The organism is Sinobaca sp. H24, assembly GCF_023845525.1.
The window spans coordinates 1-20,703 of sequence record NZ_JALBWT010000023.1; the positions used below are offsets into that span (position 1 = coordinate 1).

Annotated in this window: 22 protein-coding genes and 5 pseudogenes; 9 read left to right on the forward strand and 18 right to left on the reverse strand. The window is 43.1% G+C overall.

Annotated features, from left to right (window positions below):
* Positions 1 to 9: 9 nt before the first annotated feature.
* Entirely contained in the window at positions 10 to 933 is a 924-nt protein-coding gene (gene speB, locus MMY81_RS22465) for an agmatinase (RefSeq protein WP_252314681.1), read from the forward strand.
* A 35-nt stretch (positions 934 to 968) separates the two neighbouring features.
* Here the strand turns inward: speB and MMY81_RS22470 are convergent, their stop codons facing one another.
* Positions 969 to 2,423 (reverse strand): glycoside hydrolase family 32 protein, encoded by a 1,455-nt coding sequence (locus MMY81_RS22470; protein ID WP_252314616.1) that lies wholly within the window; start codon positions 2,421 to 2,423, stop codon positions 969 to 971.
* Positions 2,424 to 2,599: 176 nt separating this feature from the next.
* Between MMY81_RS22470 and MMY81_RS22475 the strand changes: the two genes are divergently transcribed.
* Positions 2,600 to 3,049 carry an SACOL1771 family peroxiredoxin gene (locus MMY81_RS22475; RefSeq protein WP_252314617.1) on the forward strand — a complete coding sequence of 150 codons (450 nt, stop codon included), beginning with the start codon at positions 2,600 to 2,602 and terminating at the stop codon, positions 3,047 to 3,049.
* Position 3,050: 1 nt separating this feature from the next.
* Here the strand turns inward: MMY81_RS22475 and MMY81_RS22480 are convergent, their stop codons facing one another.
* Both MMY81_RS22480 and MMY81_RS22485 read right to left on the reverse strand, forming a co-directional pair.
* On the reverse strand, positions 3,051 to 3,728 hold the full coding sequence (locus tag MMY81_RS22480; protein ID WP_252314682.1) for an SDR family oxidoreductase: 678 nt from the start codon (positions 3,726 to 3,728) through the stop codon (positions 3,051 to 3,053).
* 303 nt (positions 3,729 to 4,031) lie between these two features.
* Positions 4,032 to 4,445, reverse strand: coding sequence for an Asp23/Gls24 family envelope stress response protein (locus tag MMY81_RS22485; RefSeq protein ID WP_252314618.1), 414 nt, complete (start codon positions 4,443 to 4,445; stop codon positions 4,032 to 4,034).
* 185 nt (positions 4,446 to 4,630) lie between these two features.
* On the opposite strand from MMY81_RS22485, the gene MMY81_RS22490 reads away from it, so the two are divergent.
* Positions 4,631 to 4,864: a DUF2273 domain-containing protein gene (locus MMY81_RS22490; RefSeq protein WP_252314619.1), complete on the forward strand. Its 234-nt coding sequence runs from the start codon at positions 4,631 to 4,633 to the stop codon at positions 4,862 to 4,864.
* A gap of 55 nt (positions 4,865 to 4,919) precedes the next feature.
* On the opposite strand, the gene MMY81_RS22495 is transcribed toward MMY81_RS22490, so the two are convergent.
* From MMY81_RS22495 to MMY81_RS22545, 11 genes and pseudogenes are all read right to left on the reverse strand, one after another.
* Complete coding sequence (locus MMY81_RS22495; protein ID WP_252314620.1) at positions 4,920 to 5,771, reverse strand: C40 family peptidase; 852 nt, start codon at positions 5,769 to 5,771, stop codon at positions 4,920 to 4,922.
* Positions 5,772 to 6,437: 666 nt separating this feature from the next.
* Positions 6,438 to 6,800, reverse strand: a complete 363-nt coding sequence (locus tag MMY81_RS22500; protein ID WP_252314621.1) for a hypothetical protein — start codon at positions 6,798 to 6,800, stop codon at positions 6,438 to 6,440.
* Positions 6,801 to 6,835: 35 nt separating this feature from the next.
* Positions 6,836 to 7,081: a hypothetical protein gene (locus MMY81_RS22505; RefSeq protein WP_252314622.1), complete on the reverse strand. Its 246-nt coding sequence runs from the start codon at positions 7,079 to 7,081 to the stop codon at positions 6,836 to 6,838.
* Positions 7,082 to 7,242: 161 nt separating this feature from the next.
* Positions 7,243 to 8,073 (reverse strand): ROK family protein, encoded by an 831-nt coding sequence (locus MMY81_RS22510; RefSeq protein WP_252314623.1) that lies wholly within the window; start codon positions 8,071 to 8,073, stop codon positions 7,243 to 7,245.
* 177 nt (positions 8,074 to 8,250) lie between these two features.
* A pseudogene (locus MMY81_RS22515) lies at positions 8,251 to 8,942 on the reverse strand (Na-translocating system protein MpsC family protein).
* A 142-nt stretch (positions 8,943 to 9,084) separates the two neighbouring features.
* Positions 9,085 to 9,831: a C40 family peptidase gene (locus MMY81_RS22520; protein ID WP_252314625.1), complete on the reverse strand. Its 747-nt coding sequence runs from the start codon at positions 9,829 to 9,831 to the stop codon at positions 9,085 to 9,087.
* A gap of 681 nt (positions 9,832 to 10,512) precedes the next feature.
* Complete coding sequence (locus MMY81_RS35655; protein WP_374562592.1) at positions 10,513 to 10,644, reverse strand: hypothetical protein; 132 nt, start codon at positions 10,642 to 10,644, stop codon at positions 10,513 to 10,515.
* Positions 10,645 to 10,652: 8 nt separating this feature from the next.
* Positions 10,653 to 10,943: a glycoside hydrolase family 31 protein gene (locus tag MMY81_RS22525; protein ID WP_252314626.1), complete on the reverse strand. Its 291-nt coding sequence runs from the start codon at positions 10,941 to 10,943 to the stop codon at positions 10,653 to 10,655.
* Positions 10,921 to 11,529: a TIM-barrel domain-containing protein gene (locus MMY81_RS35660; protein WP_483882497.1), complete on the reverse strand. Its 609-nt coding sequence runs from the start codon at positions 11,527 to 11,529 to the stop codon at positions 10,921 to 10,923. Before MMY81_RS35660 ends, MMY81_RS22525 begins: the two co-directional genes overlap by 23 nt.
* The gene (locus tag MMY81_RS22540; protein WP_374562621.1) at positions 11,495 to 12,148 is read right to left on the reverse strand and encodes a TIM-barrel domain-containing protein; all 654 of its coding nucleotides are present in this window, start codon (positions 12,146 to 12,148) and stop codon (positions 11,495 to 11,497) included. The genes MMY81_RS35660 and MMY81_RS22540 overlap by 35 nt, the downstream gene beginning before the upstream one ends.
* A pseudogene (locus tag MMY81_RS22545) lies at positions 12,143 to 12,717 on the reverse strand (alpha-glucosidase); the annotation flags it as partial. The gene MMY81_RS22540 and the pseudogene MMY81_RS22545, both read right to left, overlap by 6 nt.
* A 325-nt stretch (positions 12,718 to 13,042) precedes the next feature.
* Here MMY81_RS22545 and MMY81_RS22550 point away from each other — a divergent pair.
* From MMY81_RS22550 to MMY81_RS22575, 6 genes and pseudogenes are all read left to right on the forward strand, one after another.
* A pseudogene (locus MMY81_RS22550) lies at positions 13,043 to 14,413 on the forward strand (PTS transporter subunit EIIC).
* Positions 14,414 to 14,428: 15 nt separating this feature from the next.
* Positions 14,429 to 14,590 (forward strand): hypothetical protein, encoded by a 162-nt coding sequence (locus MMY81_RS22555; protein ID WP_252314629.1) that lies wholly within the window; start codon positions 14,429 to 14,431, stop codon positions 14,588 to 14,590.
* Positions 14,563 to 15,066 (forward strand): annotated as a pseudogene (locus MMY81_RS22560) (MupG family TIM beta-alpha barrel fold protein); the annotation flags it as partial. The gene MMY81_RS22555 and the pseudogene MMY81_RS22560, both read left to right, overlap by 28 nt.
* A 132-nt stretch (positions 15,067 to 15,198) precedes the next feature.
* On the forward strand, positions 15,199 to 15,492 hold the full coding sequence (locus tag MMY81_RS22565; protein ID WP_252314684.1) for a DUF871 domain-containing protein: 294 nt from the start codon (positions 15,199 to 15,201) through the stop codon (positions 15,490 to 15,492).
* Positions 15,493 to 15,494: 2 nt separating this feature from the next.
* Complete coding sequence (locus tag MMY81_RS22570) at positions 15,495 to 16,046, forward strand: N-acetylmuramic acid 6-phosphate etherase (protein WP_252314630.1); 552 nt, start codon at positions 15,495 to 15,497, stop codon at positions 16,044 to 16,046.
* A gap of 32 nt (positions 16,047 to 16,078) precedes the next feature.
* On the forward strand, positions 16,079 to 16,405 hold the full coding sequence (locus tag MMY81_RS22575; protein WP_252314631.1) for a hypothetical protein: 327 nt from the start codon (positions 16,079 to 16,081) through the stop codon (positions 16,403 to 16,405).
* A 101-nt stretch (positions 16,406 to 16,506) separates the two neighbouring features.
* Here the strand turns inward: MMY81_RS22575 and MMY81_RS22580 are convergent, their stop codons facing one another.
* The 4 genes and pseudogenes from MMY81_RS22580 to MMY81_RS22595 form a co-directional block, all read right to left on the reverse strand.
* Positions 16,507 to 17,232: a GntR family transcriptional regulator gene (locus MMY81_RS22580; RefSeq protein ID WP_252314632.1), complete on the reverse strand. Its 726-nt coding sequence runs from the start codon at positions 17,230 to 17,232 to the stop codon at positions 16,507 to 16,509.
* Between the two features lie 42 nt (positions 17,233 to 17,274).
* Positions 17,275 to 18,002, reverse strand: a pseudogene (gene nagB / locus MMY81_RS22585) (glucosamine-6-phosphate deaminase).
* 2 nt (positions 18,003 to 18,004) lie between these two features.
* The gene (gene nagA / locus MMY81_RS22590) at positions 18,005 to 19,201 is read right to left on the reverse strand and encodes an N-acetylglucosamine-6-phosphate deacetylase (RefSeq protein ID WP_252314633.1); all 1,197 of its coding nucleotides are present in this window, start codon (positions 19,199 to 19,201) and stop codon (positions 18,005 to 18,007) included.
* Positions 19,202 to 19,332: 131 nt separating this feature from the next.
* Positions 19,333 to 20,703 (reverse strand): aspartate aminotransferase family protein, encoded by a 1,371-nt coding sequence (locus MMY81_RS22595; protein WP_252314634.1) that lies wholly within the window; start codon positions 20,701 to 20,703, stop codon positions 19,333 to 19,335.

The window sequence follows — 20,703 nt, forward strand, 5'->3', positions numbered from 1 at the left end:
AGATTCTTCATTAAGCCCCGCTATACCGGGGTCCGCACATTCATGAGACTCGAAAACATCCGCACCACAAAAGACGTTGATTTTGTAGTTGTCGGAAACCCATTTGATACCGCGGTTTCAAACCGGATTGGAGCGAGAGGCGGCCCTCAGCACATCCGTAATTTCTCCATCCTGCTTCGGCCGTATAATCCGGATCAGGAAATCGATATATTCGACTACTGTTCTGGTGTTGATTACGGAGACTTTGATACGGTTCCGCAGAATATTCACCGCTCATACGAACTTGTGGAAGAACAGCTTTCCACTATTCTGGCTGACGATGTGACTCCCGTAATATTAGGAGGGGATCACTCTGTAAGCCTCGGCCACCTGCGTGCTTTTGCTAAAAAATACGGCCCTGTCGCTTTAATACATTTTGATTCGCACAGTGACACGTGGGATAATTATTTTGGAGAAAAATACATGCACGGTACTCCTTTCCGACGCGCGGTAGAAGAAGGCCTGATTGATACCTCCCGTTCTATTCAGGTAGGCCTGCGCGGACCGCTCTATGGCCCGCATGATGTCACAGACCCGGTTGACCTGGGCTTTAAAACGATACCAATGCGTGAAGTTCACAAACTAGGGTATGAAGAAGTGCTCCGCCAGGTTCGAGAGCGCGTTGGGGACGCTCCTGCTTTTGTGTCCTACGATATCGACTTTGTCGATCCAGCTTACGCTCCCGGTACAGGAACTCCGGAAGTCGGCGGACCTACAAGCTACGAAGCACTTGAATATGTAAGAGGATTATACGGCCTCAACATTAAAGGATTCGATCTCGTTGAAGTCCTGCCTGCCTATGACCATGGAGAAATTACGGCTGCTCTTGCTTCCGCCGTTGCTTTTGAAATGATTACTCTCGTTGCTATGCATAAACGCGATCAGCTGAAATAACAAAACCGACAGCCCTGTTAAAAAGGGCTGTCGGTTTATTTATATTCCCATTTCTCGGCGCGGAAAACGAGGCCGTTATCTGTCTGCAGCCGGATTCCCGTGCTCTCTTCTTTCGGAAAGATCCGTGAAGTAAAAACGCACTCTCCATCATTTGCGAACACTTCTATCGAAGAGGTATCGACGAACAATCTAAGGTCTGAGAGCGGACGAGAAAGCGAAGCAGCCCTTACCGTGCCATACTCTTCATTTAATGGCTCTCCGCTGTTTGTTCTGTCCAGAATAATTTTTTGCTTCTGCGGGTCGTAGCGCAGTTCCGTTTTTTCCTGCCCGCTTTCTCTTATGTATAAAGAGAAAGGCGTATCCGGCAGGGAATCAAAACGAACAGCAAGCTCATAGGCACTTCCATCCAGGACCTGGCCTGCATCGTCCCAGGTCATGCGATCTGCTCTGCCGCGCTTTTCCTCTAATTCCTTAACCGGCCTCTGCCGCAGCTCTCCGTCTTCAAAAGCAATTTCTCTCGGAAGCGTCAGGCAGTGGGCCCATCCAAAACGATCCGTTGGATAGCTTTGATCCGGAAGGCCCATCCAGCCGATTAAAATCCTTCTGCCATCCGGACTTTCTGTTGTCTGGGGAGCATAAAAATCAAACCCATGATCCCATTCCTTGAAGTCTCCATGCTCCAGTCTGCCTGTCGTGATATCAAGCTGTTCTCCCATAATATAACCGGACTGGTAAATATTGCGGAAGCGGTCGCCATCAGCCTCAATACCCTGTGGAGAAAACATTAGAATTCCATGCTCCTGCATTTCAAAATAATCCGGGCACTCCCACATGTATCCAAACGAGGGCAGGCTTGTCTTAATTTCTCCTCTGCACTCCCAATTCTCCAGGTCAGAGGAAGTATACAGCAGAATAACTCCCGTCAGGTCCTCACGCTGGGCGCCTATTACAGCAGCATACGTATCGTCCTCCAGCTTCCACACTTTTGGATCTCTAAAATGCGTCGTATATCCGTCCGGCACCCCTTCTAACAGCACCTTTTTTTCTTCAAAGGTGCCATCTGTCCTCATGGTGCTGGAGATTTGGAAAGGAACCCTTTCGCCATTATCAAGCTTTGTATTACCTGTATAAAAAAGATAAAGCTTATCATTCACTGCTATCCCGCTGCCTGAATAAACTCCGTGCCGGTCTTCATGAATATCCGGTGCAAGTGCTGCTCCATGGCTTTCCCATTCTACTAAATTCTTTGATGTCTGGTGATACCAATGCTTTAACCCATGTACAGGACCGAACGGATACCACTGATAGAATAAATGATATTCACCATTAAAAAAGGCAAAACCATTCGGGTCATTTAATAATCCGCTCTCCGGCTGAATATGAAATGTCTGGCGCCAAGGGGATTGTGCTACCTGCTCTTTTATATGTTCCAGCTCTTTTTTATTATTCGGAGTAAGACGTTTGTCTTTATTTGTTAGAAGCCAATTCATTTATTAACTACCGTCCTTCCCTCATACCGCTTATGGAATCGATTCCATTAAACATAATCTTATCGTACAGTTACTATGTAAGCCTTGTCAAGACAGTTTGGAGGATATTTCTTGAAATAATAATCAAATTTCGTTAGTTTGATAGAGTATCTCAATATGTTATAGGAGTGATATATGTGGCTCTTCATCCTTTTATCGTTACGACGCAATGGCCGGAAGGCCGGAACAGTGTCGGAACGCTGGCTTCTGAACATTTGGAAACAGCCATCTCTATTCCTGAAGAAATGAATGGACCGGGTATTGGTACCAATCCTGATGAAATGCTTCTTGGAGCTGCCGCCACCTGTTATATCATTACGTTTGCCGCTATCCTTGAAAGAGCCGGCATCAAAATCGAAAAGCTGTCCATGGAAAGCAAAGGACTGGTCGATGTTACAAATGGCGTTTTCACATATAAAGAGATTATCCATTCTCCGGATTTACTGCTCTCTTCCTCTGTTACGCAGGAGGAAGAAGCAAAAGCTGTAAAGCTTGCAGACAAAGCAGAAAAAAGCTGCATGATTTCCAGGGCAGTGGCTGGAAATATATCCATCTCCGTACAGCCTGTCATCCGACGTTTTTCCTAAACTACTCTTCATAAATCATTTTACGGGTCATGCCCCCATCGATAACTAGATTTGTTCCCGTCACGAAATCATTACTTTCTTCGGACAAATAAAGACAGGCTTTCGCTACATCATCCGGACGCCCTACCCGGTTGGAAAAATGCTGCGTATGATCATGAATAGACAGCTGCTCATAATCACCGGTTTCGATCCAGCCTGGTGAAATAGCGTTCACCGTAATATTATAAGGACTCAAGGAAGCCGCAAATGAATGGGTCAGGCCGATAACGCCCCCTTTTGAGGCTGCATAGGCTTCAGAGTGGGGTTCTGACATCGATGCTCTCGTTGAAGCGATATTAACGATTGCGCCTCCATTCTGGGTCTGCCTCATTACCTTCGCAGCTTCTCTTGTCCCTAGAAAAACACTCCGCAAATTCGTATGCATTACATTTTCCCACTCTTCCAGCGTAATTTCGAACGGGGAAAGAAAAGCTTCTATTCCTGCATTATTTACAAGCACGTCAATTGTGCCGTATATTTCATACACTCGGTTCATTAAATAAGACACGGAACTTTCCCGGGTCACGTCTGTTTTAATGAAAATAGCATGAAGACGCTGGTTCTGAAGCTCTTCTGCTACACTTTGTCCCTTTTCATCCACATCAGCAAGTACGACCGCCGCGCCTTTTTCAGCATACATCCGGGCCGTTGCAAGGCCGATTCCTTTAGCCGCTCCTGTTATCACAATGTTTTGTTTTCAAAAGACATAGTTTCCTCCTATACAGCTGTTTTAATCTAAGTATAAAAAAACCCGGCTTCCCGCCGGGGATTTTTTAGCGCGTAGTGTCCGTTGGACGCTTCTTTGCTTTATATTTGCTATAGCCCTTTTTAATAAACGGGGCTGCCATAACGCCAAATTTAAATAATCTGCTTATCATTCTAAACATATGCATGTTCTCCTTTAATTAAATAAAATTATAATAGCTCGTGTCAAATTGCAGTACTACTCCAGACGTCCTGTTTCTTGAACTTCCGGCTCTTCTCCAAGCTTTCTGTCTCCTTCAACATCCACATCGTCAACAAACATTTTTACTTCCACTACTTCAAGGCCGGTCATCTGTCTTACGTTTTCAGTGATCTTTCTTTTTACTTCCTTAAATACCTGCGGTACGTTGGCACCGTATTTTGCAATAACATTCAGTTCAATTGCCGCCTGCTTTTCACCGGTTTCTGCAGTTACTCCTTTAGTAAGGCTTTTTCTGCCAAGGCGCTCCGCAAAACCTTCAGCTACTCCACCGCTTAGAGACAGGATTCCTTCTACTTCAGAAGCGCTCAATGCTGCAATTTTCTTGATAACCTCATTGCTGAACTGCAATTCTTTTTCTTCTTGGTTATTCTGGTTATTTATTTCTGCCATGGTTATTAGCTCCTTTATATATAATATCGTTATGGTACAAGCTTTCCCTTTTTTACAGAGTTGTAATCCTTTTTCTATAGAATGGACGTCTCTGAAGGTAGTTTCAAAATAGGCAATATGGGAGATAGTATGTACAATAAGAAAATATCTCTTATACAGCACCCATTGATAGAATGGAGGATATTATGCAGACTCAACCCACTTTTCTTGAAATGCTTCTGCCTTACAGAGGAAGAATTATTGGCCTTTTAACTGCTATTATCGCAGGTATCGTTTTTCTGCTTTGGGGATTTGGAGAAGCACTGCTTGTTACGCTTCTTTTAACGCTTGGAGTGATGGTCGGCCGCCAGTTTGATGGCAAAAAGGATTTACGGGAAAACCTGTCCGCTTTTTTAAAGTGGCTTACTACAGAACGATAAAAAAAACAGCCGGCTGCGCAGATGCGCAGCCGGCTGTTTTTTTTTGATCCCTATATTAAAGGCGTCCTGCACCAATATAACGCTGTGACCAATAGCTGTTATTCATGCTGGCAACAGCTACTCCGGTAGAAGCGCCTGCATGGATAAATTGATTGTTTCCAATATAAATCCCTGCGTGAGTTGGGCCTCCTCTAGTATCATAGAAAACAATATCTCCTACGGATGGACTGGAAACTTTCGATGCTGCGCTGTACATCTGTGCTACCGTACGTGGAGTATTTACTCCGTGCTGACGAAGAACAAATTGAATATAGCCGCTGCAGTCAAATCCTCTAGTCGTTGTCCCACCCCATACATATGGAGTTCCAAGATATCTTTTTGCCGTGTTTACTACTCCGCTTGAAGAAGCAGTAGTCGATGCTCCTGCTACTTTTGAAGGAGTCGAAGAAGAATTTGAAGACGAACTATTTGAAGAAGCTTTAACGCTTCCTTTAAGAGCAGCAAATGTTTTTGCGCCCGCTACACCATCTACACCAATTCCTGCAGCAGACTGAAAAGAGCGGAGCGCACTTGCAGTACGGGCCCCAAATACTCCGTCTGCTGTTCCTGCACTGAATCCTTTGCTGTTCAATGCGCTTTGCAGTGCCTTAACGTCATTGCCGCGGCTTCCCTGGCGGAGCGTGCGTGAAAAATCGCTGCTGCCGGTAGAAGCAGATTTAACAGCAGTGTTGGAAGACGTATTAGAAGAAGTATTGGAAGAAGAAGAACTGCCGGAAGATCTGAGGTTCATTTTTCCGAATGTCTGGTTTCCTGCAATACCATCAGCAGAAATGTTTGCACTTCTTTGAAACGAGATAAGAGCACTTCTCGTTCTTGGTCCAAAAGATCCATCGACCAGAACCTGCATTGAATCCTTTGCTGTTCAACCATGTCTGCAGTTCAGATACATCGGAATGCTTCATACCAGAGCGAAGAGTCTGATCGCCAAGAGCTGCATCCGCCATGGATGGGGTAAATAGAATTGCTGTTGCAAGTGCACCGCTGATAAAGTATTTTTTCATATTGTTGTAGACGCCGTTTAATCTCTCTTTTTATGTAAGTATGTCGTTAGAGCAGGTTTTGGTAATTGTTCTATGTATAAAGCTATATGTATGAAAAGGAATTCTTATGTTTTCTAACGACATGTTAGTTATTATGTAGTGAGAGCGAAACGAACGTACACCTCCTTGTTTTTTATATTGTTTGTTTTATTATGTTTGAATTATATGATGATAGGGAAAGAACTCACAATACTATTCATTGTTTTGTTACACAACTGTAACGTAAGACCTACATTCGTAACAATAAATCGATCAGGTGTAACATAAACATGATTAATTACCTATTCTAAATTTTAATAAAAGATAATAAATGAGACTTTAGATTTGCTAATTGCAGTTCTTATGAATGAATCCAGCAATTGGAGAGATAAAAGTACCAACATCTAATAGTCCAAACTATTTCAAGTTTATTGCATAAAAAAAGCTGATTTTGTAAAGAATCTTATAGATTCTCTGCAAAATCAGCCTTTTTATTACAATTGGAGCATTTTTTCACTTTTTATATACTGTATCGTTTTCTCAACATCGCTGTCATCAGCAACCACGTAACGGCTTCTTTGATGTATTTCCGGCTTTTCGAGCAAACCAAGTCTAACGCAGTACCGGAATAAAAGAGTAATAAATTGTCTTAATGTAGATGTTTGATACGTCGATTTCTCACTTAGTTTTCTGCCAAAGGCTTCATAATAATCTTTAGAAGAAAAAGGAGATTTATCTTTCCATTCTATTAAATGATCCAGAAACGATCGAAAGAAATCAACACTCACTGCATAAGTCTGAGGGGATTTCTTAAATTTGATCAGGTCCTCTTCTTCTATATAATATAATAGAAGCATGTCTCTTTTGGCGGAAACTGCATTCTGACGGGAAGCTAACTCATTACCGATGGGGTTGCCTGCACCGGGACTGGAGCCAGGAGATCGACCACCCCTTGATTTGATGCAGCATGCAAATGCTGGCTGGAATAATCATCCGCAGCTGGTTTTCCTTCGATAAAAGCTTCCAGCTCGGCCAGATTCTTTAAATGCGTGACTGCCTGTTCGGCTAAATGAAACTGCTGCTTTTCCACAGCATCATTTAATGCGTCTTTCAACTGCTTTCGTAGTATCGATGACATAGGCTGGGTGCCCCTTTCCATTATCTTATATTATTCTACATAAATTCTGGTTATTTTTCCATACACAATAGTATTACTTTTCATCATTTATCTATTTCTTTATACTAAGTAAACACTTCCAAGTGCAGCGCTTTTTTCTTTCCAATAGCTGGTTTCGATTTTCAAGTCATCAGAAACCCTGAAAGAAGACCTCCGTATATAGCTTTTTTCGTATAATTAAAATACAACGGGCTGTTTTCCATGAGCCCTCCGCCAAAGACGATTATCGAGGGATTTAATAAATGCACCGCTCCTATCGCAGCCTGGGCAAGACGTGAAGCGGCTCCCTGCAGAAGCTTTTCATAATACGGGTGTCCCTCTCCAGCTGCTGACAATATCTGCGGCATAAAAAGAATCGGCTGCTGATGCTTTCGCTGCCACTGGTTTGCTTCTTGTTCTATTGCTTTTCCTGAAGCATAGGCTCTGACACAACCGGAATTCCCGCATGGACAGGGCCTGCCTTCGTGCTCTACCGGTACATGGCCCAGCTCACCAGCCATGCCTCCCGCCTTAAATACGTTTCCGTTTATTATCAGACCTGAACCGATACTCGTTCCCACAGAAATGTAAAGAAGGGACTCTGACTGATAAAATTCTTTCTCCGCCCAGGCTGCTGCATCAGCATCATTATAAACAGAGACCGGAATAGAAAAATGATATGACAGTTCTTCCGCAAGGTTGAACTGATGAACACCCAGGCTCTGCGAATAGATTATGGTTCCCATTTTAGTATCAATTAATCCTGCACAGGCAATGGAAATGTGCTGGACTCTGCCGCTTACTTCACTAGAAAGTTCACCAACTGCCTCGTAAAGGGCCTGCTTCCAATTGAGGGTACCACTCTCATGAAATGTAGGGTACTGGCACTCTCTGATTATTTTATTTTCTGCATCTACTACTATACCAAGAATTTTCGTGCCGCCTATATCAATTCCTATTTTATACTCTTTCATACCTCTTGCATTCCTCTCCAAGATAACTGCTATCATCATAACATATTAATATGATCGGATAAGAAGACATTATTCTATATTGATCACCGGAAAAGCCATAAAAAAAGCCGGGAAACCAGAATTATCTGCTGCTCCCGGCACAAAGGCCGGCTTATAATCCGCCCTTCTTCTGGCCTTTTATTTATTGGGATTTAAAATGATGACAATAAAGCTGATATCTTCTGCAAAATCCCAGTCCAGAAAAATATTCTCTATCGCTGAAGGAAGAGTTTCTTCCAGCTGCGTTTTGCGGATTAAGTTTTTTTCCAGCGGACGTTTTGTGATTTTCAATTCTTCTTCAAACCCTGCTTTGATGAGTTCTTTTTCAATTCTTACCAGAATTCCGGTGCGCATAATAACAAGCGTCCGTTCATTCAAATAAAACGAATCTACGTATACAGGCGTTTTTTCGGCATGACGGCTCATTCTGATAATTTCTTTATGAATTTTTTCTTTTCCGGGATACATTTCCCAGGTATTTTCTTTTGAAGCTTTCCCTTCGGACAGCACACCTAAAATCATTCCTGATTTCGTATCCAAGGACCAGTCATAATATACCTCTTCTATAGAAAAACCTGCATTTTCACTAAGGTACTCCTTTATTTCCGGAATTAATTCCTCCATAAGGTAATCCCGTGTTTTTTCGACATTGGTTTGTTTGTCCTGATTGATCAGCACCTGCTCTACAGGCGTAATAAATCTTTTAAGTAAATGGTAATAAATGGCTTTTTCACGGATACGAAAACAGAGCCCGGTCCTTTGCCGAAATGATCCCTTAACAGTCTTCCTATATAACTTGCGAGCTGAGTCTGAACAGATTGTATATTCATTATTCACTTTCCTTTGCAATGAATCGTCGAATAGGCTTCATTTATTATTATACCTTATAAGAAAGAAAGACGATACACCCATCACCGATGAGGAAAAAAACAGCCCATTCCTAAAGGAAGAGGCTGTTCTGGAATATTTTAATTACATACGGCCGGCGCCGATGAAACGTGGAGCCCAGTAAGAGCTGTCCATATCAGCGATAGCTACTCCTGTAGAAGAACCGGAGTGGATAAACTGATTGTTTCCAATATAAATACCTGCGTGTGAAGGACCGCCTCTTGTATCAAAGAATACGATATCTCCAACGCTTGGATTGGATACTTTCGTGCTTGCGCTGTACATTTGAGAAACTGTACGTGGAATATCTTTGCCTGCCTGCTTAAAGGAATACTGTAGGAATCCGCTGCAGTCAAATCCGCTTGGAGAAGTTCCGCCCCATACGTATGGAGTACCCATCTGCTGTCTGGCTGCAGACACAACGCCGCTGCTCGACTGTGTCGTAGAAGCTCCTGCAACTTTTGTTTCAGAAGAGCTGCTTGAAGAAGCCGTTGTTGTGTTTGAAGATGTGTTTGATGAGCTCGCAGCTCCATCTAAAGAACGAAGCGTCTGCGGTCCGACTACTCCATAAAAGCTGCCGGATGGAGAAGAAATGCCTTTATCGAGCTGGTATGCTTTTACTGCACTTAATGTTCTAGGTCCAAACGTAGAACCGGTAGATCCGTTGAAATAACCCTGTGCTTTTAATTCTTCCTGCAGTGCGTTAACAGAAGAGTTAACGTCTCCACTATTTAAGCTGCCGTGTCCGTCAATTGATGCTGCGTCAGATACGTTTGGTACTGCGAATAGTGCTGCTGCTGCAAATGCTGAACCTACTAGATATTTTTTCATAATTGATTTTCGTCTTTTTTATACCCTATACATGTACATGGTATATTGAACGCCGCACGAAACTTTTATCGATTTTTCCACAGATGAGATTTACTGTACTTTCATTACTTTAAATCATTCTATGTATTTCTTATCGGTATAAAGTATATGCTGTTCTTAAGACGAAAAGTCACCCCCTGATATTTTTTTTAATACTGTATGTTTTTTTCACTTGTCTTTGTTTTCTTATCAACACTCTGAATTATAGAGGCCGTGACGTTATTCCTCAACCTTTTTTGGAGCTTTGTGATACAACTGTAAAAAAAAATAGTACAGTGAAATGTTTAATTCACTGAAAAACAGGGTAAATAGTGTAATAATACCTCTGTAATAACTGCTTTTACAGCATTCTTCTTTTTTCACCCTAAAATATCCCAACATTACAGTGTAACCACAGTGTAATATTTAGAAATATTAAATACTTCATCCTTATGACCTATACTTTTCTGAAAAATCAATATCCCGGCTGCTTATAAGCAGCCGGGATACTTTTTTATACAAAAGCGCAAACGAGCGCTTCATCATATGAAGTTTCCTTCTCTATGCCGTTTACATATACCTTTGTTTCTTCAGGCACTTGATGAAATACATACCTTTTGGACGTCCAGCCTGGCGTATATCCTGCCTGAATTTCGTTTTCTTCTATAGAAATAACATCACTTTTTCGGGAAATAAGAACACTTTGCGAGAAATACTCTTTTTTTGATGATTAAGCGTTTCTCCATCGTCTTCATAAATACGTTTTTGCAGATTTCCTTCTTCTCCTAAATACACATGTACTGTTAAATGGTTTTTTCTGCATCTGCATTTTGTTTCACATCGCCTTCGAGCACTGCGCTGTTTTCTTTGATAAATATAGGAAGGGTATCCAAATCAGCCGCGGCCATAATATACTGTCCGCCCTGGTGGCTCTCTTTGTCGTTCCAGTAGTTATACCATGTGCCCTTCGGCAGATAAACAATTCGATGCTTTGCAGCTGATTGAGTAACCGGTGCTACAAGGACGTCTTCGCCTATCATAAACTGATCATGCAGTTTAAGCGTATTTGGGTCATCTGCATAATGCATCATCATTGGCCTCATCACCGGCATGCCGGTTCAGCGGCTTCCTGAAACAGCTCGTACAAATGCGGCATCCATTTATGACGGAGTTCAATATATTCTTTAATAATTCCTTCTGTTTTTTCGCCAAAGGCCCATGGCTCTTGAAACACGGTGCCGATGTTACTGTGATTCCGAAAGAAAGGCGTGAACGTTCCAAGCTGGTCCATCTTGTTAAAAGTTCTGCACTTGTATCATGTGCAAAACCGCCTACATCATTTCCGGCAAAGGGAACACCAGATACTCCGAGATTAAGAGTCATCGGTACAGCCATCTGCAGATGCTCCCAGAAGCTTCTATTATCTCCGGTCCATACTGCCGCATAGCGCTGAATACCGGCAAAGCCTGCTCTTGTAAGGACAAATGGCCTTTTTCCATTCAGTTTGTTCTTAAGGCCTTCGAAGCTTGCCTGACCCATATGAAGACCATACACATTATGAAGCTCACGGTGAGTCTTAAATGTTCCATTTTCTTCATGGTAAACGTCATTGTCCATTGTCTTTTTCTCATTAAATACCGCTGGTTCATTCATATCGTTCCAGACGCCTTCTATACCCATGTCTGTGTAGTAGGCCTGCTGCCCTTCCCACCACTTTCTGGTTTTTCCCGGAAGAAGTCAGGAAAGGCACTTTCACCCGGCCATACATCTCGTAATAAACAGAGCCATCCGGGTAGGCGCTGAAATGGTTATTCTCCATTCCTTCCTGGTAGGGACGATACGTTTCATCACGCTTTACTCCCGGATCCACAATCGGCACAATCTTAATCCCATCTGCCTTTAAATCCTGAACGAGCTTTTCCGGGTTTGGAAATTTCTCCTCATCAAATGTAAATACACGGTACTCATCCATATAATGAATGTCCAGATGAACCGCATCCAGAGGAATATTCTTTCGTTTAAAAGCTTCCACCAGCTCACGCACTTCTGCTTCACTGCGGTAGCTGTAGCGGGACTGATGATAGCCCAAGGCCCATTTAGGCGGCAGTTCCATTCTTCCTGTCAACGAGGTGTATTGGCGGATTACATCTTTAGGCTCCGGACCTGCTAAGATATAATAATCCAGTGCTCCCCCGTCGGCTGAAATAGAATAGGTCTCATAGGATGTCTTCAAATCAAATTCCGTTTGAAACGTATTATCTAAGTAGAGACCATATGCTTTCCCATTTCGGATAGACATAAAGTAAGGAATGGATTGATAAAGCGCATCTATTTCCGGATTATGAGGGGCAAATACATCCGTATTCCACATTCTCATTTTTTCTCCGCGCTTTTCCAAAAGCCTGTTTTTTCTCCAAATCCGTAGAAATGATCCTCCGGCTCCATTGTTTTATGCACACGGACTTCTCCTCTTGGGGAAAACGCCATTCCCTCCTGTGATTCATCCGTAATCTGCATTCCCTCTTTATCATAAATTGTCACCCGGCAGGGAAATTTAGAAATCGACAATCGGAGTTCTTCCGTTTTAACGGCTAATACCTCCTCCATATCCTGAACGGATATTTCCTGAAGCGGTTTCTGTGCTATAACCGCTGCCGTGCTGGAATCATCCGGCATTTCTTTTGGATGCATTTTCACTCTGGCTGTACCGGGTGCAGGAAAGCTGATCCGCACATAACCATTTTCGCAAGTAAGGGTTACTGCACCATCGCTTTCGGAAACGTCTGTCACATTTCCAATATCCTGAAAACTAACTGCCTCTGCTGTCTGTTGATGATCCGGGTGTATAGCAAAACTAGTGTCTTTCATAAATCCCCCTTGTTCTTTCTATAATACTCTCTCGTTTTTAGCTCACGAAGAATATTATAGGAAGAACGAGACTCCAACGCAACCGTTTGCGTTCATTTCTTTTTATTTATTTCTCTTTCTGTTTTCTATTTCTTCTATTATATAAACCGGCGTTCAACTGAAAAAAAGAATTGATTTTCCGGTATAGACATCTATACTATAAGATGATATATTTATGTAAGCGCAGTCATTTTGTTTTTGAAGAGGTAATCTTACATTGGTATAGACATCTATACTATTATGTGATAATTTCCTTTTATAGGAAGCTAAAAGGAGGAAATCTCGTATGAAAAAAGAGGAGAAATTAGCAAAAGACATACTATATTTTATCGGCGGCCCTGAAAACGTACATAGCTTTACCAATTGTATGACACGACTCCGTGTCCAAGTGAAAAACGATACTACTGTAGATATGCCCGGCTTGAAGAAAATCGACGGTGTTATGGGTGTCGTAGAAGATGAGACGATACAAGTTGTTGTAGGACCTGGAATGGCAGCCGCTGCTGCAGAAGAATTTGGTAAACTAACAAACGCCGAACGCAAAGGCGAAATTGATGAACACAATCAATTTGATGGGCTTGCAGAAAAAAAAACAGTCAGAAATTAAAAAGAAAAACCAGACCCCCTTTAAACAGCTTCTTCGTAAAATAGGAAGTATATTTATTCCTTTAATACCAGGCTTAATTGCTTCTGGACTCGTTTTAGGACTAACCAGTACTCTGCAGAATATGGATGTTAATCCAGAGCTTACTATTATGCAAATCTTAGCATTGATTGGAAATGGTCTGTTTGCGTATCTCGCCATTTTCGTAGGCATTAATACCGCCCGGAATTCGGCGGAACTCCTGTACTTGGAGGCATAGCAGGCATTTTGATTATTTCTCCGGACCTGGCAGGTATTACTTTATTTGGTCAGGAACTTGTTCCCGGTCAAGGTGGTTTAATCGCTGCTATATTAGGAGCATGGCTGTTAACATTTATTGAGAAAAAAGTCAGAAGATTTGTTCCGATGTCTCTGGATATTATTGTTACTCCTTTAATAACTCTTTTAGTTGGAGCTTTCGCTATCATTATATTAGTACAGCCTATCGGCGGCTTTATCGCGTCAGGGATTACTACAGGCCTTCTTGCTGTGCTTGATACTGGAGGAGCAGCAGCCGGCGCCATTTTAGCAGGAACCTTCCTGCCCCTTGTCATGGTTGGTATGCATCACGGACTTACTCCCGTTCATCTGGAGCTCATCAATTCTATCGGTTCTACTCCGCTGCTTCCTGTTCTTGCTATGGCTGGAGCCGGTCAGGTTGGAGCTTCCCTGGCTATTTTTTCAAAAACAAAAATGATAATTTAAAAAAGACTTTGAAAGGCGCTCTTCCCGTCGGGTTTTTAGGTGTCGGCGAGCCCCTAATTTACGGTGTTACACTTCCATTAGGAAGACCGTTTTTTGACAGCCTGCCTTGGTGGAGCAGTTGGTGGCGCTTTTCAAGCTGTCGCCGGCACAGCTGCCACTGCTGTGGGGATTTCCGGTTTACCGCTTACCTTTATTGTTCTTCCTAACGTTATTATCTTTTATCTGCTCGGACTGGTTATTGCTTATGCGGCCGGCTTCCTATTCACTTATTTCTGGGGATTTAATGACAGCATGGTTAAACATATGTAAAGAAAGGAGTACATCATGTTAGTTGCTTCTATATATATGCATCAATTAGATGAGCCGGAATTTATCCATCACTGGCTGCGCGAAATGAAAGATATCGGCTGTAACCAGGTTTTCACTCTCTTCACATACCAGAAGATCAAGCCGTCAGCATGGCAGAAAGACTGGAGCGTCTGCTGACTGCAGCAGAGTCTTTTCATATGAAGGTTGTAGCTGATATTTCCCCGGCAGCTTTATCTTATTTAAGGCTGACATTGGATGAATTTGCAGATCTTTATGCACAATCGCTGCATTCGCTTCGATTGGATTATGGATTTACCATGGCGGAAGTAAAACAACTGTCCGCTTCTTTTCATCTCATTTTAAATGCAAGTACACTTCAGGAAAAAGAACTCCAGACCCTATCGACACTGGGAAATTCCTATGAAACGCATGGAAGCATGGCATAATTTTTATCCTAAGACTACACAGGACTTAGTTTTTCTTTTCTTCAAAGACAAGATGAGATTTGCCGGAAATTTCACATTCAGACAGCCTCCTTTTTCCCGGGGGACCTGGAAAAGCGAGGACCCTTTTATCAAGGACTTCCTACTATAGAAGAACATCGCTTTATTCCTCCATTTGTATCGATGGTAGAATGTATAGAGTATTTTGGACATCAAAAAGTACTTCTTGGTGACTTAGCTTTATCCAAAGAGTCAATGGAGCAAATATCACTTTACCTGAATGAACAAACTTTTCTGCTTCGGTATAATAGAACTACAGAAAAGCCTTCTCTGCTTCAACATATGAATCAATTGCATACAAACAGGAAGGATGAAGCTGATTATTTAATTCGTTCAGACGGATCACGTTGTAACGGCTTAGAAGCTGATAATACCAACAGAAATATTCCGATCATGCCGGGAGATATATTAGTTGATGCGAAAGAAGCTGGAAGATATGAGGGTGAACTAACCATTGCCAAAAAATCCATGCCTGCCAATTCTGATGCTTCAGTAACGGGCCGGGTTATTCCGGAAGACACCGCACTTCTTCCATATATTGCGGGCGGCAGAAAATTCTATTTAAAAGAGGTGTAGAAATGATAAACATACAATCGATTAAAACAGAAACACGCAATGCAAAAACTACTTATATTGATGAGCTGCCTATTACCGATATCATGACCCTGATTAATGAGGAGGATGCTGTTGTTCCTCTAGCTTTGTCCAGAGCTCTTCCCGCTCTTAGTAAAATTGCAGAACATATTTCCAGTGCTTTTACGGAAGGAGGCCGATTAATTTATATCGGGGCCGGAACAAGCGGACGAATCGGTGTTCTCGACGCTTCCGAATGTCCGCCGACATATGGCACCGATCCTTCTCAGGTTGTTGGAATTATAGCTGGAGGAAACAATGCTTTGACAGATGCTTTAGAGGGCGCGGAAGACGATGAACAAGCCGGACGAGAGGATATCCAACATATATCTATAACCAGCAAAGATATTATCGTTGCTCTTGCAGCCAGCGGAAGAACTCCTTACACTCTTGCCGCTATGAAAGCAGCCAAAGAAATAGGTGCTTTAACAGCTGCCATTGTATGCTCACCTCATTCACCAATGGCCAGGAAGCCGATATCCCGGTCGAGCTGCTAGTTGGACCGGAAGTTATCACAGGATCTACCAGAATGAAAGCCGGAACTGCTCAAAAACTGGCAGTAAATATGCTTTCCACGGCTTCCATGATTAAAAGCGGCAAAGTGTATGGGAACTTAATGGTTGATGTACAGCCTACTAATGAAAAACTGCAAGAACGCGCCCTTTTAATTGTGATGGAAGCTTCCGGTACAGGACGGGCCGAAGCAGAGCAGGCACTAAAACAGCAGCATCATTCTACAAAAGCTGCTATTTTTCAATTAATAACTGGAGAAACCGGAGAGGTTCCCCAAAAAACATTACATGCCCATAATGGAAGATTAAAAGCTGCCCTTCAGTCTTACTTAAATGAAAACTGATAAAAGAATCAATGAAAAACTGCTTTAACAGAAAAAAAGGCCGCAGAATCGGCCTTTTTTTTCTGTTAAGAAACTGCTATAGGTTACAGCTTTTATCTTGTTCAGGTTCGCGGCATTTGAATGCTGAATTTATAACGATCGCCTCTATAGGCGGACTTCACATATTCAAACGGAGTTTTATTCTGAAGATGAGTGATTCTTGATATAAGCAGAATAGGATCGTTTTGTTCTATATCCAGAAGATCAGCTTCTTTTTCCGTAGACAAAGCAGCTTCCAGGGATTGCTCTCCATATCCAATTGCCAGATCAAGCTCTAATTCTACATATTCGTAAATAGAATGTTGAACGATGCTTTCTGTTAAGCCGGGAACCATCTTTGTTGAAATATACGTCGTTTCCATGGCCATTGGCGATTGATCTGCTAACCGTATACGCTGTATTTCGTATACCTCTTCTCCATCATTCAAACCGAGCACCCGGGCTGTTTTTCCCGCAGCCTCTTTGATATTAAAGCTTATTAGACGGCTGCTTGGCTTCAGCCCCCGGGCCTTCATATCCTCCGTAAAACTTGTCAGACCCTGCAGCGTCTGGGTAAATTTCTGCTCTGCTACAAAGGTTCCTCTTCCTTTTTCTCTGCGGAGCAGGCCTTCGTTCACAAGTTCGGTTACTGCCTGTCTTACAGTCATTCGGCTAACTTCATACTGCTCCGCAAAAATACGTTCGGAAGGCAGAACATCACCCGTCTGCCACTCTTTCTTTTCAATTTTTTTTCGTATCAGCTCCTGAATTTGATAATAAATCGGAAGCGGAGACTGTTTATCAATCATATGGCGTCCTCCTGGCATATTGTCATAAACGCATTTTCTAAATTACGAAAGAAGTGAGACCGCTTCTTTATCAGCAATAATCGTCACATCCGGATGATTGTGCAGAACGGATGCAGGAAAAGCTTCTGTCACTTCTCCGTCCATCAGCCGTTTGAGCGCTTCCGCCTTTCTTTTTCCTGACACAATCAACAGTACACTGCGGCTTTTCATAATCGTACCAATCCCCATAGTAATCGCTTTTTCAGGAACATCTTCCTGCCGCTTGAAATATTTTGCATTCGCTTCTCTGGTTTCTTGATTTAGTGTAACGACGTGCGTTGCGGAATGAAAAGAGGTCCCAGGTTCATTAAATCCAATATGTCCATTCTCTCCAATACCTAAAAGCTGAAGATCTATTCCACCCGACTGCTTCACTATCTTTTCATAACGCTCTGCCTCTTTTTCCCAATCTTCTGCTTGTCCATTTGGAATATGGCACTGCCTTTTGTTAAGCTGCAGCGGACTTACGAACTTTTTCTCCATATATTTATAATAACTGTTTGGATCAGCCGGGGAAAGTCCGGCGTATTCATCGAGATTAAATGTCTGAAGACCGTCAAGATTCAATGGTTCTGCTTTTATTTTTTAACAAGTGCAGCATATGTTCCTTCAGGAGTTCCTCCTGTTGCCAGACCGAGCACGGTATCAGGCCTTTCTGCCACTTTTTCATACAGCATGCGGGCAGCCGTTTCGCTCATTTCTTTATAATCAGCTGTTTCTACTAAACGCACCGTCATTCTCCTTTCTGATATGCCTGATGTCCTCTGCACCATGTTTTGAGTACCTCTCCTTCTCTATTCATCAAAACGAAGTCTGCATCTTTACCTGCTTCGATGCTTCCTTTTCTATCAAGCACCCCTGCTAACTTCGCAGGATTCCAGGAAGCCATCCGCACCGCTTCCTGCAGGGAACAGCCGCTGAATGACATCATGTTCTTTAAGGCTTCATTCATTGGCAGTACGCTGCCGGCTATCGTTCCATCATCTAAATACGGCTTGTTTCCTTTAACGGTCACCTGCTGCCCTCCAAGATCATACTTCCCATCCGGCAGTCCTTTGGCGCGCAGGGAATCAGTAATAAGCAGTGTAGAAGCAGCGCCTTTTAGGCGGTAGGCGAGCTTAACCATGTCAGGATCGATGTGTACCCCGTCTACGATCATTTCTATGGTGATGTCCGGATTAAGAAGCGCTTCCGCTGCCAGTCCCGGTTCTCGGTGATGCAGACCGCTCATCCCATTATATAAGTGTGTGGCATGGGAAATCCCGTGCTTCTGTGCCGATCGAACGAGACCGGCTTTTGCATTGGAGTGCGCAGCGGAAGCGACGACTCCCGTTTCTTTTAAATAAGATGTAAGCAGAAATTCCGGATCCTGCTCAGGCGCCAGCGATACTATTTTCACCTTTCCAGATGCTGCCTGCTGCCACTCTTTAAAAAGAGCAGTGTCTGCCTGACGCAGATATTCCCCCGGCTGTGCACCTGCTTTTTCCTTCGTGAAAAAAGGGCCCTCCACATGAGCGCCCAAGCATTCAGCTTCAGCCCGTTCTTCTGTCTGACAGCTTCCCACCTGTTCAAGCGCCTGCCTGATCTTGTCCGGATGCTGGGTCATTGTCGTAGCTAAGAAGCTTGTCGTTCCTTCTCCAGGCAGAAAGGAAGCCATTGTTTTAAGAGCTGCCCGTGTTCCATCCATTACATCGCTGCCGTTGGCTCCATGAATATGAATATCAAAACCCGGCACTAGAAAAACATTCTCTTCTTCGGAAAAATCCAGTATTGCTCTATCTTCAATCGTTATCTCATTTTTATATACTTCCCATTCTTCCATAGAAGCTGCTTTACTAATTTTATCCTGTTGTATATGAATAAACGCTTGTTCCAGATCCTCTTCCGGATTCACGATACGAACATTTTTTATAATCCATTCTTCGCTCATTCTATCACTTCCTTTGCCATTCTTTCTTCATACAGTATAGCAAGTTATTGTTATAGTTGTCTATACCAATAAACTCAGAAAAACCACCAGATCTTATTTTATCTGGTGGCATAGATCAACTTTATTTATTTTTACTGCGTTACCACTTCATGAATGGTTTCCTTCAGCGTTTTCACCATAAAATCAAAGTCTTCACGGGTAAGATTCAGCGGAGGCGAAAGCGTAATAATATTATTATAGCCGTTTACGGTATCCGCCGTTTTTCCGATAATCATACCTTTTTCTTTGCATCGTGCTACTATCTGCGCTACTTTTGCTTCTTCCCACGGTGTTTTGTTTTCTTTTGTTTCCACAAATTCAATACCGGCCAGAAGCCCTCTTCCCCTGACATCCCCTACATGAGGAAGGGACAGCAATTCCTGCAGGGACTCCTGAAGTTCTTTACCGAGCTCTTCTGAGCGGAGACTTAACTGTTCCTTCTCCATAATTTCGAGGTTGGCAAGCGCTGCGGCGCATGAGGCCGGGCTTCCTCCAAATGTATTTACATGCCGAAAATGATCATGAGCCTCCGTACCCTGAAATGATTCATAGATCTCCCGCTTCACAGCAGTTGCTGACAGCGGCAGGTAGCCGCTTGTGATGCCCTTTGCCATCGTTACAATATCCGGCTGGACATCAAAATGCTGAAAGCCAAAGGGTTTACCGGTTCGGCCGAACCCGCAGATCACTTCATCTGAGATCAACAAAGCCCCATTTTTTTGGCATGCTTCCTGCACTCGCTTCATATACGTATCGCCCGGAACGAGAACACCTCCGCCGGTAATAATCGGTTCCATAATCACACCAGCGATCGTTTCGCCAAGCTCCCAGTTCATCACGTTTTCCAAATCCTGTACTGCTTTTTCGTTGCTTTTGGCTTCTGTTTCCATTCCCGAGCGGTAGTGATCCGGCGGTGACACATGAACAAATCCAGGCAGGCCGGGACCGTATTTATATTTGCGCTGCGCCTGTCCGGTTGCGGCAAGCGTCGCCATCGTATTGCCATGATAAGAACGATAGCGCGAGATAAACGTTTGCCGCGCTGCCTCTCCTTTTTGATGAAAATACTGTCTTGCTATTTTAAAAGCTGTTTCATTTGCCTCTGATCCGCTGTTGGAGAAAAAGATAACGTAATCTCCGCCCAGCCATTCGTTTAGCTTCTCAGCCAGTTCAATCGCCGGCTTGTGACTTTGCGTCAAAGGGTAAAAGGGCATGTCCAGCAGCTGCTCATATACGCTCTCAGCTATTTCCTTGCGGCCGTAGCCTGCATTTACACACCAAAGACCGGCCATAGCATCAAGATAACGGTTTCCCTCTATATCTTCAATCCATGATCCTTCTGCTTTTGAGGCAATAAAGGAACGCTTTTTGCTTCCGGGACGCATGGCGTGCCACACAAGCTCCTCGTCTTTTTCATACCATTCGGCCGGACTGACTGCTTCTGCTGTATACTTTTCAGTCAT

Coding starts and splice junctions, on each gene's coding strand:
- MMY81_RS22575 (WP_252314631.1), top strand. CDS start 16,079: ATGAAAGCCGGAACTGCTCAAAAACTGGCAGTAAATATGCTTTCCACG.
- MMY81_RS22520 (WP_252314625.1), bottom strand. CDS start 9,831: ATGAAAAAATATCTAGTAGGTTCAGCATTTGCAGCAGCAGCACTATTC.
- MMY81_RS22595 (WP_252314634.1), bottom strand. CDS start 20,703: ATGACTGAAAAGTATACAGCAGAAGCAGTCAGTCCGGCCGAATGGTAT.
- MMY81_RS22555 (WP_252314629.1), top strand. CDS start 14,429: ATGTTAGTTGCTTCTATATATATGCATCAATTAGATGAGCCGGAATTT.
- MMY81_RS22485 (WP_252314618.1), bottom strand. CDS start 4,445: ATGGCAGAAATAAATAACCAGAATAACCAAGAAGAAAAAGAATTGCAG.
- MMY81_RS22470 (WP_252314616.1), bottom strand. CDS start 2,423: ATGAATTGGCTTCTAACAAATAAAGACAAACGTCTTACTCCGAATAAT.
- MMY81_RS22540 (WP_374562621.1), bottom strand. CDS start 12,148: ATGTCTATCCGAAATGGGAAAGCATATGGTCTCTACTTAGATAATACG.
- MMY81_RS22510 (WP_252314623.1), bottom strand. CDS start 8,073: ATGAAAGAGTATAAAATAGGAATTGATATAGGCGGCACGAAAATTCTT.
- MMY81_RS35660 (WP_483882497.1), bottom strand. CDS start 11,529: ATGGGTATAGAAGGCGTCTGGAACGATATGAATGAACCAGCGGTATTT.
- MMY81_RS22495 (WP_252314620.1), bottom strand. CDS start 5,771: ATGCAGGTTCTGGTCGATGGATCTTTTGGACCAAGAACGAGAAGTGCT.
- MMY81_RS22490 (WP_252314619.1), top strand. CDS start 4,631: ATGCAGACTCAACCCACTTTTCTTGAAATGCTTCTGCCTTACAGAGGA.
- MMY81_RS22505 (WP_252314622.1), bottom strand. CDS start 7,081: ATGTCATCGATACTACGAAAGCAGTTGAAAGACGCATTAAATGATGCT.
- MMY81_RS22500 (WP_252314621.1), bottom strand. CDS start 6,800: ATGCTTCTATTATATTATATAGAAGAAGAGGACCTGATCAAATTTAAG.
- MMY81_RS22570 (WP_252314630.1), top strand. CDS start 15,495: ATGATAAACATACAATCGATTAAAACAGAAACACGCAATGCAAAAACT.
- MMY81_RS22565 (WP_252314684.1), top strand. CDS start 15,199: ATGAATCAATTGCATACAAACAGGAAGGATGAAGCTGATTATTTAATT.
- nagA (WP_252314633.1), bottom strand. CDS start 19,201: ATGAGCGAAGAATGGATTATAAAAAATGTTCGTATCGTGAATCCGGAA.
- MMY81_RS22580 (WP_252314632.1), bottom strand. CDS start 17,232: ATGATTGATAAACAGTCTCCGCTTCCGATTTATTATCAAATTCAGGAG.
- MMY81_RS22525 (WP_252314626.1), bottom strand. CDS start 10,943: ATGATGATGCATTATGCAGATGACCCAAATACGCTTAAACTGCATGAT.
- MMY81_RS22480 (WP_252314682.1), bottom strand. CDS start 3,728: ATGTATGCTGAAAAAGGCGCGGCGGTCGTACTTGCTGATGTGGATGAA.